Source organism: Saccharopolyspora sp. NPDC000995, from assembly GCF_053599315.1.
Map to the genome: position 1 here is coordinate 1 of NZ_JBSFLZ010000090.1, position 13,279 is coordinate 13,279.

The 13,279-nt window shown below is 68.1% G+C and carries 13 protein-coding genes and 1 pseudogene; 9 read left to right on the forward strand and 5 right to left on the reverse strand.

The features are described from left to right. Nucleotides 1-134 (forward strand): annotated as a pseudogene (locus ACWDKQ_RS24950) (IS30 family transposase); the annotation flags it as partial. Between the two features lie 67 nt (nucleotides 135-201). Here ACWDKQ_RS24950 and asnB read toward each other — a convergent pair. Beyond that, nucleotides 202-2,130 (reverse strand): asparagine synthase (glutamine-hydrolyzing), encoded by a 1,929-nt coding sequence (gene asnB, locus ACWDKQ_RS24955; protein WP_450141180.1) that lies wholly within the window; start codon nucleotides 2,128-2,130, stop codon nucleotides 202-204. 264 nt (nucleotides 2,131-2,394) lie between these two features. Between asnB and ctaC the strand changes: the two genes are divergently transcribed. The 3 genes from ctaC (at nucleotide 2,395) to ACWDKQ_RS24970 (ending at nucleotide 4,149) form a co-directional block, all read left to right on the forward strand. After that, nucleotides 2,395-3,333, forward strand: a complete 939-nt coding sequence (gene ctaC, locus ACWDKQ_RS24960) for an aa3-type cytochrome oxidase subunit II (RefSeq protein ID WP_450141181.1) — start codon at nucleotides 2,395-2,397, stop codon at nucleotides 3,331-3,333. A 42-nt stretch (nucleotides 3,334-3,375) separates the two neighbouring features. Beyond that, nucleotides 3,376-3,771 carry a cytochrome c oxidase subunit 4 gene (locus tag ACWDKQ_RS24965; protein WP_450141182.1) on the forward strand — a complete coding sequence of 132 codons (396 nt, stop codon included), beginning with the start codon at nucleotides 3,376-3,378 and terminating at the stop codon, nucleotides 3,769-3,771. Between the two features lie 93 nt (nucleotides 3,772-3,864). Next, on the forward strand, nucleotides 3,865-4,149 hold the full coding sequence (locus tag ACWDKQ_RS24970) for an Lrp/AsnC family transcriptional regulator (RefSeq protein ID WP_450141183.1): 285 nt from the start codon (nucleotides 3,865-3,867) through the stop codon (nucleotides 4,147-4,149). A gap of 53 nt (nucleotides 4,150-4,202) precedes the next feature. On the opposite strand, the gene trpD is transcribed toward ACWDKQ_RS24970, so the two are convergent. From trpD to ACWDKQ_RS24985, 3 genes are all read right to left on the reverse strand, one after another. Continuing rightward, on the reverse strand, nucleotides 4,203-5,252 hold the full coding sequence (gene trpD / locus ACWDKQ_RS24975; protein WP_450141184.1) for an anthranilate phosphoribosyltransferase: 1,050 nt from the start codon (nucleotides 5,250-5,252) through the stop codon (nucleotides 4,203-4,205). A 159-nt stretch (nucleotides 5,253-5,411) separates the two neighbouring features. Beyond that, nucleotides 5,412-5,819: a hypothetical protein gene (locus ACWDKQ_RS24980; RefSeq protein ID WP_450141185.1), complete on the reverse strand. Its 408-nt coding sequence runs from the start codon at nucleotides 5,817-5,819 to the stop codon at nucleotides 5,412-5,414. A 121-nt stretch (nucleotides 5,820-5,940) separates the two neighbouring features. Continuing rightward, complete coding sequence (locus tag ACWDKQ_RS24985; RefSeq protein ID WP_450141207.1) at nucleotides 5,941-6,369, reverse strand: hypothetical protein; 429 nt, start codon at nucleotides 6,367-6,369, stop codon at nucleotides 5,941-5,943. A gap of 94 nt (nucleotides 6,370-6,463) precedes the next feature. Here ACWDKQ_RS24985 and ctaE point away from each other — a divergent pair, with 94 nt between their 5' ends. From ctaE to ACWDKQ_RS25010, 5 genes are all read left to right on the forward strand, one after another. Then, nucleotides 6,464-7,075: an aa3-type cytochrome oxidase subunit III gene (ctaE, locus tag ACWDKQ_RS24990; RefSeq protein WP_450141186.1), complete on the forward strand. Its 612-nt coding sequence runs from the start codon at nucleotides 6,464-6,466 to the stop codon at nucleotides 7,073-7,075. Between the two features lie 78 nt (nucleotides 7,076-7,153). Next, nucleotides 7,154-7,960, forward strand: a complete 807-nt coding sequence (qcrC, locus tag ACWDKQ_RS24995; RefSeq protein WP_450141187.1) for a cytochrome bc1 complex diheme cytochrome c subunit — start codon at nucleotides 7,154-7,156, stop codon at nucleotides 7,958-7,960. Then, complete coding sequence (gene qcrA / locus ACWDKQ_RS25000; RefSeq protein ID WP_450141188.1) at nucleotides 7,957-9,084, forward strand: cytochrome bc1 complex Rieske iron-sulfur subunit; 1,128 nt, start codon at nucleotides 7,957-7,959, stop codon at nucleotides 9,082-9,084. The genes qcrC and qcrA overlap by 4 nt, the downstream gene beginning before the upstream one ends. Then, on the forward strand, nucleotides 9,081-10,733 hold the full coding sequence (qcrB, locus tag ACWDKQ_RS25005; RefSeq protein ID WP_450141189.1) for a cytochrome bc1 complex cytochrome b subunit: 1,653 nt from the start codon (nucleotides 9,081-9,083) through the stop codon (nucleotides 10,731-10,733). Before qcrA ends, qcrB begins: the two co-directional genes overlap by 4 nt. Nucleotides 10,734-10,826: 93 nt before the next feature. Continuing rightward, entirely contained in the window at nucleotides 10,827-11,252 is a 426-nt protein-coding gene (locus tag ACWDKQ_RS25010; RefSeq protein WP_450141190.1) for a PPOX class F420-dependent oxidoreductase, read from the forward strand. A gap of 44 nt (nucleotides 11,253-11,296) precedes the next feature. On the opposite strand, the gene ACWDKQ_RS25015 is transcribed toward ACWDKQ_RS25010, so the two are convergent. Next, nucleotides 11,297-13,015, reverse strand: coding sequence for a DEDD exonuclease domain-containing protein (locus tag ACWDKQ_RS25015; RefSeq protein ID WP_450141191.1), 1,719 nt, complete (start codon nucleotides 13,013-13,015; stop codon nucleotides 11,297-11,299). Between the last annotated feature and the right edge of the window lie 264 nt (nucleotides 13,016-13,279).

Sequence of the window (13,279 nt, forward strand, 5' to 3'; positions counted from 1 at the left end):
AGGGCACTGACCTGTCCGTGCACAGCGCCGAAGACCTCGAACACGTCGCTCAACAACTCAACAGCCGACCACGCAAAACGCTCGGCTGGAAAACTCCAGCCGAGCGTCTGCGTGATCTACTTACAGCCACATAGGCCATCAGGTGTTGCGAGGACCCCAAGAATCCGCCGAGGCGAACGGGCCGTTCGCTGCGGTGAGCCGTCAGAGCCGGACCGGGTAGTGGGGCTCCGGGACCTCGGGCGACAGGCGTCCCTCGACGAAGATCCCGTGCCACAGCATGAACACCAGCAGCGCCCAAAGGCGGCGGCTGTGGTCCAGCACGCCGGAGCGGTGCTCCTCCAGCAGCTGCAGGACCGCGGTGCGGTTGAGCAGGTGGTCCGTCTGGGACTGCTGGATGATGTTGCGCGCCCAGTCGTGCATCTCGTCGCGCAGCCAGTGCTTGATCGGCACCGGGAATCCGAGCTTGCGGCGGTTGATCACGTGCGCGGGCACCACCTGGTACATCGCCTGGCGCAGCGCGTACTTGGTGGTCTCCTTGGTGATCTTCTGCTCCAGCGGGATGCCGCTGGCGACCTGGAACACCTCCGTGTCCAGAAACGGCACCCGCAGCTCAAGCGAGTTGGCCATCGTCACCTTGTCGGCCTTGACCAGGATGTCGCCGCGGAGCCAGGTGAACAGGTCCACGTGCTGCATCCGGGTCACCGGGTCCCAGCTCGCCGACTGCCGGTACGGGCCGGCCGTGACGTCCTTGTGCGACACGCCCGGATCGAAGCTGCGCATCACGTTGCGCAGCTGGTCGTCGCGGAAGATGCGCGCGTTGCCGTAGTAGCGCTCCTCCAGGCTCAGCGCGCCGCGGCGCAGCAGGTCCTTGCCTCGCACGCCCTCCGGGATGGCGGTCGACACGCGGCCCATCGCCTTGCGCAGCGCCCCCGGCACCTTCTCGAACGGCGCCAGCGACAGCGGCTCGCGGTAGATCGTGTATCCGCCGAACAGCTCGTCGGCGCCCTCGCCGGAGAGCACCACCTTGACGTGCTGGCGGGCCTCCCGTGCGATGAACCACAGCGGCACCAGCGCCGGGTCGGCCACCGGGTCGTCCAGGTACCAGATGATCAGCGGCAGCGTCTCCATCATCTCTTCGGCGGAGACGGTGCGGACGACGTGCTTGACACCGATCGCCGCGGCCGACTCGGCGGCCACGTCCACCTCCGAGTAGCCCTGCCGCTCGAAACCGGTGGTGAAGGTGATCAGGTTCGGGTTGTGTTCCTTGGCCAGCGCCGCGATCGCCGTGGAGTCGATGCCGCCGGAGAGGAACGAACCGACGGTGACGTCCGCCCGCATGTGCTTGGCGACCGAGTCGCGCATCACGTTGACGATCTCGTCGTGCAGCCGTCGCGCGTCGGCGTCGGTGTTGACCGGCCGGGACTGGAAGTTCGGCTGGAAGTATCGCTCGGTGACCAGCTGGCCGCCCGGGGAGACGGTGAACGAGGTGCCCGACTCGATGCGGCGGATCTGCCGGTGCAGCGACTCCGGCTCCGGAACGTACTGCAGCACCAGGTAGTGCTGCAGCGCCTTGTGGTCCAGCTCCTCGCCGATGCGGAGTGTGTTCGCCAAGCTCAGCAGGCTCTTCTTCTCGCTGGCGAACGCCACGCCACCCGGCCCGGCCGCGTAGAACAGCGGCTTGATGCCGAACGGGTCGCGCGCGCCGAAGACCACCTTGCGCTCGTTGTCCCAGATCAGGAACGCGAACATGCCGCGCAGCCGGCCGACCACTGAAGTGCCCAAGTAGTGGTAGGCGGCGACGATCACCTCGGTGTCGCCGTCGGTGCTGAACCGGGCGCCGAAGCGCTCGATCAGCTCGGCGCGCAGCTCCAGGTAGTTGTAGATCTCACCGTTGAAGTTGATGGTGTAGCGCTGCGGGGTCTCCGGCGGGCCCCACGTCAACGGCTGGTGGGAGTGCTCCAGGTCGATGATCGACAACCGGTTGAAGCCGAAGACGACCTCACCGCCATGCCAGGTGTCGCTTTCGTCCGGGCCCCGGTGTCGTTGACACGGCAGCGCGTTGGCCACCGCGTTAACGGCGAAGCCGGCGTTCTCTTCGGTGGGACAAACAAGTCCAAGCAGGCCGCACACGCGTCTGGTGCACCTCTTCGAGTCGGCGGTGTCGTATTCCAGCCCCCCACAGCTGGCACCAGTATGCCGTCCGCTCGCCCGCGCGCTGCACGCGCGGGGCGGCAATCCGGGCCCGGCCGCGATCTACGCCCCCGGAGCAGTATCGCGGCTACACCTGGGCTAGGCTCTGCGCAGGATTCCGGCGGCAGATCTCCGGCTTCGTCCGCGGACGGACGGCGATCACCAGGCCGCAGCGGTGAGTTTTGCACGAGGAGGCGTCGCGCAGTGGGCCTGAAGGAGGGGACCCGAGTGCCACGGCTGGTCAAGGTCGCTGGTCTGATCGGCCTGGTTGGTGTCGCGGCCACGGGCTGCACGACCGACGAGGTCCTGCGGTTCGGCTGGCCGGAGGGGGTCACCCCGCAGGCCGAGGCGATGCGGAACCTGTGGACCTGGTCGGTCATCGCGGCACTCGCGGTGGGTGTGATCGTGTGGGGGCTGATCTTCTGGACGGTCGCCTTCCACCGCAAGAAGAAGGGTGACGAGGAGCTGCCCCGGCAGTTCCAGTACAACCTGCCGCTGGAGCTGATCTACACGGCGATCCCGTTCGTGATGGTGGTCGTGCTGTTTTACTTCACGGCCGTCACCCAGAACACCGTGCTGGCCAAGCCGGCCAACCCGGACCAGCGGGTGAACGTGGTCGCGTTCCAGTGGAACTGGGAGTTCAACTACCCCGGGTACAAGACCCCGGACGGACAGCCGGTCCGAACCATCGGTAGCAGCAGCGAGATCCCGCTGCTGGTCGTGCCGGTCGGCCAGCGCGTCGAGTACAACGTCCGCGCGACCGATGTGATCCACTCGTTCTTCGTGCCGGAATGGCACTTCAAGCGGGACACCTTCCCGGACCCGGAGAAGAACAACCAGGACAACGTCTTCCAGAACACCGTCGAGCGCGAAGGTTCGTTCGTCGGCCGGTGCGCCGAGCTGTGCGGCACCTACCACTCGATGATGAACTTCGAGGTCCGGGCGCTGTCGACGGACAAGTTCGACCGGTACATGCAGCTGCGGACGCAGGTCAACCCGCAGACCGGCCAGCCGTACACCGCTGCCGAGGCGCTGGGCGCCATGAACTGCGGCGAGCTGTGCACCCCGCACGCAGTGACCGGTGTTCCGTTCAACACCCAGCGCACCGGCGGCGTGCCCTCCGGGCAGAGCGGGACCAAGTAGGGGTGCCCTCGGCGGGGCGTACGGCGTGAGAGCGAGGACTCCATGAAGGTCGAATCCAAGATCTTCAACTACATCACCATCTTCTTCTTCCTGTCCGCGATCGTGTACGGGGTCTGGGCCAAGGAGCCAGTCGGCACCGTGGCGCTGATACTGGTCGGCGGGCTGTCCCTGATCATCGGCAGCTACTTCTCATTCGTGGCGCGCCGCATCGAGGACCGGCCCGAGGACAACCCGGACGCCGAAATCAGCGACGGTGCCGGTGAGCTGGGCTTCTTCAGCCCGGGCAGCTACTGGCCGGTGGGCCTGGCGGCCTCCGCCGCCTTCGCCGGCCTGGCCCTGGCGTTCTTCCACGTGTGGATGATCGTCATCGCCGTCGGCTTCGTGCTGATCATGGTGGCCGGGCTGGTGTTCGAGTACCACACCGGTAAGAGCCACTGACGACGACACCGACCGCAGGCCCCCGCGTCCACCGGACCCGGGGGCCTGCGCGGTTTAAGATCTTCCAGTACCCCTGCAGCCGGAGGTTTTGCCGTGATCACCGCGATCGTGCTGATCCAGACCGCCGCCGACCGCCTCGCCGAGGCGGCCCAGGAGATCGCTGACCTGGACGGCGTCGACGAGGTCTACTCCTGCGCGGGCGACGTGGACCTGATCGCCATGCTGCGGGTGTCCCGCCACGAGGACCTGGCCGAGATCGTGCCCGGCCGGATCAACAAGGTCGAGGGCGTCCTCGACACGGACACCCACATCGCGTTCCGCTCCTACTCCCGCAGGGACACCGAAGCGGCCTTCTCCATCGGCCTCGAAGAAGAGTGAGAGCACGGGTTTGGGTTGAAACCGAACTTCGCGACGCCTGACGGTCCGCAGTTTCAATTGAGACTGCGGTCGCGGAGGGCTGTGGAGAGCACAGCCCAGCGGTCCAGGAGGTCCGTGGCGGCACCGGAGTCGATCGCGTTCGCCGCGCGCTCCAATCCGGCGTTTAGCTGGTCGTTGAGGTTCGTTCCCGGGCCGTCGTAGGCCGCCGCCGCGGCGGCGGCGTTCAGCAGCACAGCGTCCCGCACCGGGCCCGTGGCGCCGGCCAGGAGATCGCGGACCGCCTTCGCGTTGACCGTCGCGTCGCCGCCCTGAAGGTCTTCCGGGCGGCTACGTGCGATGCCGAACTCCTGCGGGTCGATCCGGTCCTCGCGGACCGCGCCGTCGTGCACCACCCACACCGTGCTGCCGGCAGTGGTGGTGATCTCGTCCATGCCGTCGTCACCGCGCACCACCAGCGCGGAATTGCCGCGGGAGGCGAACACCTCAGCCACCACCGGCGCCATCCGGGGGTCGGCGCAGCCGATCAGGCCGGCCGCCGGGAGCGCCGGGTTGGTCAGCGGCCCGAGCACGTTGAACGCCGTCGGAATGCCGATCTCGCGTCGCGGGCCGCCCGCGTGCTTGAACGCCGGGTGGAACACCGGCGCGAAACAGAACCCGATGCCGATCTCCTCGACGCAGCGCCGCACGCCCTCGGGCGCGAGGTCGATGGCCACGCCTAGCTCCTCCAGCACGTCCGCGGTGCCGCACTTCGACGACGCGGCCCGGTTGCCGTGCTTGACGACCGTGATGCCGGACGCGGCGAGCACGATCGAAGCCATTGTGGAGATGTTCACGCTGCCGGATCGGTCACCGCCGGTGCCGACGATGTCCACCGAGCGCTGCGTGATCTCCAACCGCCGGGCGTGCGCGAGCATCGCGTCGGCCATCCCGCGCACCTCGGAGGGGGTCTCGCCCTTGGCGCGCAGCGCGACCACGAAGGCCGCGACCCGCGCGGGCGAGGCCTCCCCGGACATGATCAGGTTCATCGCCCAGGCGGTTTCCTCCGCGGAGAGATCCTCACCCGCGACCAGGCTGCCCAGCAGTCCTGCCCAGTTTCCCGCCATGGTTCCCACGTTCTTCACTCCGTCTTCAGCAAGCAGCGGCGGCCCGACGCGGTGCAACGGACACTTCCACGAGCCGCGCGCCCGAGAACGCAGCGGCGGTGCCTCCCGAAAAGGGGAGCGCGGACCGCGCCGCTGCGCAAATCATCCCGCAACGTCAAGTCAGGCGGGTACCGGCTTGCCCTGCGAACGCAGGACCTCGGCGACGGTCTCGGCCGCGGCCAGCGGGTCCAGCGGGTGCACCAGTACCGCGTCGGCCTGCGACCAGGTCGCCAGCCATCGGTCGTCCTTGCGGCGCACAGCGACCACCACCGGCGGGCACTGCGCGATCTCGTTCTTCAGCTGCCGGGACACGCCCATGCCACCGGTAGGCTGCGCCTCGCCGTCCAGGATCACCAGGTCCGCGTGGCCCGCGTCGACCTCGCTGAGCACGTCCGCCACGGTCCCCGCCTCGATGTAGTGCAGCCGGGCGAGATCCGGGGCCGGTCGGCGCCCGATTGCTGTGATGATCGCCTCTCGGACCTCGGGGCGATGGCTGAACACGAGAACGTTCGTGGTCGGTGTGCTCATCACTAGCTCCTCGCGGGTCGGCGCAGGATGGGGCGGTGGGACCGCCGAACATCTCCGGATGCTATCCGCCCGACCGGGGCGAACAGTAGCCGCCCGGGCAAATCGATCAACCGGAAGTCGATCAGCTCGGGTCGGGCTGCAGGGCGTCCCAGCCGAAGGACTGACCGCCGTGCCGCTGGGCGAGCCCGGCCATCCGGGAATTCTCCTGTGAGCAGTGCAACGCGTCGAGTTGCTGGACACGCAGCGCGATCAACGCGGTCAGGCCCCCAGCGGCGAGCTGGCCACCCCGGCCGCCTGGGCGGAGTTCCCAGCCGTCGGCGGCCAGCAGGCCCCGGGCGGCCTCGATCGAGTGATCCGGCAGGGCCAGGTGGTGGCGCAACACCGCAGGTAGTTCGGGCTGCCAGCGCTCGGAGCGGGCGAGGGCGGCTGAGGCGGCCTCGGCTTCGTCGAACGCGGTCACGACGACCTCCAGCGCGGGATCGTCGACGCTGATCGAGGGCCTGCTGCGGGCCCTGCGGGCGGCTCGGAAGGCTGACCACCGCGCGTGGATGCCTTTCACAGTGCGTTACCTCCGGGTTGCAATCCGATCACCCTGCGGCTGACGGCCGGACCCGAAGGCGCGAGGGGAAAACGTGCAAGACATAATGCGTCGCGTGACAACGGCAGCGCCCTCAATCAGTCAACGCGTGCACTCGCTGAACCGGCCGAACATGGTCAGCGTAGGCACCATCGTTTGGTTGGCCAGCGAGCTGATGTTCTTCGCTGGGCTCTTCGCCATGTTCTTCACGGTGAAGGCGCAGAACGAGGGCGAGTGGCCACCACCGCCCACCGAGCTGAACCTCCCGTACGCCCTCCCGTTCACGATCATCCTGGTGGCGTCCTCATTCACCTGCCAGTGGGGCGTGTTCGCGGCGGAGCGGGGTGACGTCTTCGGTCTCCGTCGCTGGTACGTGATCACGCTGATCATGGGCACGGTCTTCGTGCTCGGGCAGGCCGGTGAGTACCACACGTTGGTCACCGAGCACGCGACAACGATCGCGTCGTCGGCCTACGGGACGGTCTTCTACATGACGACCGGCTTCCACGGGCTGCACGTCATCGGCGGGCTGATCGCCTTCATCTTCCTGATCATCCGGACGAAGCTCAGCAAGTTCACGCCGGCCCAGGCCATCGCCGCCATCGTGGTGTCCTACTACTGGCACTTCGTGGACATCGTGTGGATCGGCCTGTTCGCCGTGATCTACCTCGTCCCATGACGGCCGAAGCATGATCGGCTTCTTCTCACGAGGTCGAAACCGAACATCCGGAACCGGACAGCAAGGGTTGCCGCTCTAATGACCACCAACAAGAAACGGAACCGCGCGGGCTCGAAGCTTAAGCGGCGGATCTCCGGTGTACTGGCGTTGGGCATCGCGCTGGTGGGTGCCGGCGGGTTGTACACCGTCGTGACTCCCGAGCCGCAGATCGCGCACGCCGCTGCGGACCCGGCTCTGGTGAGGCAGGGCGAGCAGCTCTACAACAACGCCTGCATCTCCTGCCACGGCTCGAACCTGCAGGGCGTCCAAGACCGAGGACCGAGCCTGGTCGGCGTCGGCGAGGCCGCCGTGCACTTCCAGGTCGCCACCGGCCGGATGCCGATGGTGCGCCAGGAAGCGCAGGCGACGCGCAAGCCGCCGAAGTTCAGCCCGGAAGAGATCGACGCGCTCGCCGCCTACGTGCAGACCTACGGCGGTGGGCCGGAGTCGCCGAAGAAGACCGGCGAGGCGCTGCAGGGCAGCAACACCGCGCGCGGCGGCGAGCTCTTCCGGCTCAACTGCGCGTCCTGCCACAACTTCACCGGCCGCGGCATCGCGATGTCCTCCGGCAAGTTCGCGCCGAACCTGGCGCCGGCCACCGAGCAAGAGATCTACGAGGCGATGCTCACCGGCCCGCAGAACATGCCGAAGTTCTCGGACCGGCAGCTGACGCCGGAGGAGAAGCAAGACATCATCGGCTACATCAAGTCGGTCACCAACGGCAACAACAACCCGGGTGGTAACGACCTGGGCGGCTACGGGCCCGGGCCGGAGGGTGTCATCGCCTGGGTGGTCGGGCTCGGCGCGCTGATCGGCCTCACCCTGTGGATCGGAGCCAGGGCATGAGTGAGCACAACAAGAAGGAATACACCGAGGCCGAACTGGCCGAGATGAGCCGCGACGAGAAGGTCCGGCTCGGCCTGGCGCTCGACGACGTCGAACTCGTCGAGTACCGGGACAACTGGCCCGTGCCGGGCACCCGCGCGGAGCGCCGGGCGGAGCGGGCGGTCGCCGCCTGGTTCACCCTCGCTGGCCTGTCGGCGCTGGCGTTCATCGCGGTCTTCGTGTTCTGGCCGTGGGGCTACGCGCCGCCGTCGGACGAGCGCGCGCACTTCATCTACTCGCTGTACAACCCGCTGATCGGTTTCTTCTTCGGCCTGGCGATCCTGGCCGTCGGCATCGGCGTCGTGCAGTACCAGAAGAAGTTCATCCCGCACGAGGTGGCGGTCCAGCAGCGGCACGACGGCCACGGCTCCGACGAGGTCGACCGGCAGACCACCGCCGCGCTGCTCGCCGACGCGGGCAACCGCAGCGGCATCACCCGCCGGTCGATGATCCGCCGCACCGCCGGCTTCGGTGCCGGTGCCTTCGGCGTCGGCGCGGGCGTGTTCGCGATCGGCGGTCTAGTCCGCAACCCGTGGGCGACCGAGGGGCCGGAGTCCCTGAAGCACACCGGGTGGCTGTCGGAGAACGGCGAGAAGACCTACCTGCGCCGCAACACCGGCAACCCGCACGAGATCTCCCTGCTGCGGCCGGAGGACATCGACGCGGGCGGCTTCGAGACCGTCTTCCCGTTCCGGGAGTCGATGCGGCACGACGAGCACGAGCTCGAAGCCTCGATGCGCAAGGGCGACGCGCCGGTCATGCTGATCCGGCTGCGCCCCGGCAGCAAGCCGGTCAAGCGCAAGGGCCAGGAAGACTTCAACTACGGCGACTACTACGCCTACTCGAAGATCTGCACCCACGTCGGCTGCCCGACATCCCTGTTCGAGCAGCAGACCGGGCGCCTGCTCTGCCCCTGCCACCAGTCTCAGTTCGACGTGGTCAACACCTACGCCAAGCCGGTGTTCGGTCCGGCCACGCGGGCGCTGCCGCAGCTTCCGATCATGGTGGACGAGGACGGCTATTTCGTGGCCAAGGGCGACTTCATCGAACCGGTCGGCCCGGCGTACTGGGAGCGTAATTCATGAGTTCGATCACTCGACCGACAAAGGCGGAGAGCGCCACGTACCGCAAGGTGGCCACCGCAGCCGACGAGCTCGACTCGCGGTACCAGCTCGCCAAGGGCATGCGGCGCCAGCTGAACAAGGTCTTCCCCACGCACTGGTCGTTCCTGCTCGGGGAGATCGCGCTCTACACGTTCATCATCCTGATCGTGACGGGCGTCTACCTGACGCTGTTCTTCGACCCCTCCATGGAGGAGGTCGTCTACAACGGCGTCTACCAGAACCTCCAGGGCGTCCCGATGTCCCGGGCGTTCGAGACGACGCTGAACATCTCGTTCGAAGTGCGCGGCGGTCTATTCATCCGGCAGCTCCACCACTGGGCGGCGCTGCTGTTCGTAGCGGCAATGGCGGCGCACATGTTCCGGGTGTTCTTCACCGGTGCGTTCCGCCGCCCGCGCGAGAGCAACTGGACCATCGGCGCCCTGCTGTTCATGCTGGGCATGTTCGAGGGCTTCTTCGGCTACTCGCTGCCGGACGACCTGCTCTCCGGCACCGGTATCCGGGCCACCCTGTCCGGCATCGTGCTGTCGATCCCGGTGCTCGGCACCTGGATCCACTGGGCACTGTTCGGCGGTGAGTTCCCGGGCACGGAGATCATCCCGCGGCTGTACGTGCTGCACGTGCTGGTGATCCCGGGCATCATGCTCGGCCTCGTCGCGGTGCACCTGGCGCTGGTCTGGTACCAGAAGCACACCCAGTTCCCCGGGGTGCGGCGCAAGGAGAACAACGTCGTCGGCGTCCGGATCATGCCGGTCTTCGCGCTTAAGGGCGGTGCGTTCTTCGCGCTGGTCACCGGCGTGTGCGCGATCCTGGCCGGTGTCTTCCAGATCAACGGGGTCTGGAACCTCGGCCCGTACAACGCGTCCCAGGTGTCGGCGGCCTCGCAGCCCGACTGGTACCTGATCTGGGCGGACGGCATCCTGCGAATCTGGCCCGCTTGGGAGCTCTACATCGGCAAGTACACCGTGCCGCCGGTGTTCTTCGCGGGTGTCATCGGCATGGGAATCCTGTTCACACTGCTGATGACCTACCCGTTGATCGAGCGCAAGCTCAGCAAGGACAACGCGCACCACAACTTGCTCCAGCGGCCGCGTGACGCGCCGGTTCGGACCGGGCTCGGTGCGATGGCGCTGACGCTCTTCGGCGTGCTGATGATCTCCGGTGCCAACGACATCGTCGCGTTCGAGTTCAACATCTCGCTGAACGCGATGACCTGGGGCGGCCGCATCGGCCTGCTGCTCCTGCCGCCGATCGCCTACTACATCACCTACCGCGTCTGCCTGGGCTTGCAGCGCAGCGACCGCGAGGTGCTGGAGCACGGCGTGGAGACCGGCATCATCAAGCGCCTGCCGCACGGCGAGTTCATCGAGGTCCACCAGCCGCTCGGTCCGGTGGACGAGAATGGCCACCCGGAGGAACTGCCCTACCAGGGCGCTCCGGTGCCGAAGAAGATGAACAAGCTCGGCGCGGCTGGCAGCCCGGTGGCTGGCAGCCTGCTAACCCCGGACCCGATCGAGGAGACCGCGGCGCTTCAGCGGGCGCGGCACGAGGACGAGATCCAGCAGGCGGAGCGCGAGCTGACCGCTGGCAAGCCGCAGTTGCCAACTGAGTAAGCGCACTTCGATCGAGGCCCGGCCCCGAGGGGTGCCGGGCCTCGTCGTTTTCCGAGATCGCGAGGTGGTGGCGGGCCCACTACGGTTGCCCGCGTGACATCGATCAATGATCCGGCGATCCGCGCCTTCCTCGAAGCGGGCACCCGCACCGGCATGCTCGCCTTCACCGCGAGCGACGGGCGACCGCTGGTCGCGCCGGTGTGGTTCGTGCTGGACGACGGCGAGGTCGTGTTCAACACCGGCAAGAACACCGCGAAGGGCCGCGCGATCGCCCGCGATCCGCGGGTCGCGCTGTGCGCGGACCTGCCCGAGCCGCCGTTCGCCTTCGTGCAGGTGCAGGGCATCGCGGAGATTTCGGAGGACCCCGCCGAACTGCTGCGCACGGCGACCGAGATCGGCGGCCGCTACATGGGACGCGACCGGGCCGAGGAGTTCGGCCGACGCAACGGGGTGCCGGGCGAGCTGGTGGTCCGGATCCGGCCGATCAAGGTGATCGCCAGCCTCGACATGACGGGCTAACGGCTCCAGGCGCGTTGGTTCCGCCGAACAGGCGGCCACGACCTTCAGTTGATCGCGGCGTAGGGGGTGCGGCCAGTGGTCGCCTTCTCCAACCAGGCGCGCCAGGAGCCCGCGGCGTTCACCGGTTCGGCCCACGGGATGCTGCAGCGGACCATGCGGGTTCCGCCGGTGGTCATCCAGCGGTAGACGACCCGCGCCTCGTCGGCGGTCGTGCCGTGCAGCGGTCCCGCCCCGGGGATCACGGTCTCCGCCGACGCCTGCAGCAGATCCACGATCGGCATCGGTGGGACGCCGCGCCGAGCGGTACCCGCGGCGGCGAGTCGCCCGTGCCGGATCACCGACAGGTGCCAACCGCCTCGGCCGTCCGGCCGGGCCGCTACGAGTTCGGGCACGTTGGTCAGGGCGGCCAGGCGGTGCCTGCGGTCCAGTGAGCGCACGAGCGCTGCCAGTTGGTCGCGGTGCACGGCGGCGTCTTCGAAGCGTTGCGCGGCGGACAGCCGGTCGAGCTCGTCGCGCAGCCGATCCAGCAGACCGGCGCTGCGGCCGCGGATGACGTCCCGGATGGAGATCACTGCGGGCTCGTACTCCTCGGCGCTCTGACGGCCCGCACAGGGCGCGCCGCAGCGCTCCAGCTCGTACAGGGCGCAAGGCCGGCCGTTGGGTTCGCGCGCCGAGATGCGTTCAGCGCACCGCCGCACGGTCGTGGCGGACTGGAGCGCCTCGACGGCGTCGGCGGCGGCTTGGCGCGAGCTGAACGGGCCCAGCGCATCGGGCTTCGGGATCCGGACCACCGACAGGCGCGGGAACGGTTCGTCGGTCAGCACCACCCACCAGGCGCGCTGCGGAAACCTCGAACGCCGGTTGTAGCGCGGCTGGTGCGCGGCGAGCAGCCGTAGTTCCCGGACCTCCGCCTCCAGCGGGTGGGCGCACACCACGTGGTCGACCCGCTCGGAGATCATCACCATCTCCTTGATCCGGCTGCGCCGTTCCCCGGCGGTGAAGTACTGCCGGACTCGCCGTCGCAGGTCGATCGCGGTGCCGACGTAGAGCACCTCGTCCTTCGGGCTACGGAACAGGTAGACGCCCGGCGAGTTCGGCAGACCGTCGGCGAGGCCGCGCTTGCGCCGCTGCTGCGGCGTGACGTCCGGCAGGTGGCCGAGCAGGTCTTCCAGCGTTCGCACGCCTAGCGGACCGACGCGCTCCAACAGGGCGTGCAGCACGTCGACTGTGGCACGAGCGTCGTCCAGCGCGCGGTGCACGGGAACGGTTCGGGCGTTGAGCACCCGAGCCAACGTGCCGAGCTTGTGGTTGGGCGTCTCGTCGCGGGTCAGTACCCGGCGGGACAGCCGAACGGTGTCCACCACCTGCGGCTTCGGCCACCGCAGGCCGAGCCGCTCGCAGTTGGCGCGGAGGAACCCGATGTCGAACGGGGCGTTGTGCGCCACCAGCACGCTGCCGCGGCAGAACTCCAGGAAGGCCGGCAGCACCGCGTCGAGGCGGGGTGCGTCGACGACCATCGCCTCGGTGATGCCGGTGATCGACACGATCGAGGGCGGAATGCCGCGATCCGGGTTCACCAGCGTGGCGAACTCGCCGAGCACTTCGCCGCCGCGGACCTTGACGGCACCGATCTCGGTGACCGCGTCCCCCTCGCGGTCACCACCGGTGGTCTCCAGGTCGACGACGACGAAGGTCACCTCGTGCAGCGGGACTTCCTCGGGGGTGAGGAGCTCGTCGAAGGACAGTTGCGGGTGCGCGGACATCGGTGCTCAAGTTACGTCCTTCTACCGACAGGACCGGTGATTGCCTCGGTCTTCAGCTAGGCATGGGAGGAAACGCGTCAAGTCTGTGCACTAGGCGACCAGGCCATTCGGTAAGGTCATCGGCGCGCTGAGCGAGAACCGAGCCAGCACAACAACCTTTGGCTTTTTTTCGAAACCTGGCCGGTTCCAACGCGGCTGGAGTTGATCGTCGAAGAATGGGCTGCTCGCCGGTCGGTCAGGCTGCGAGCGCCAGGAATCCCCCGT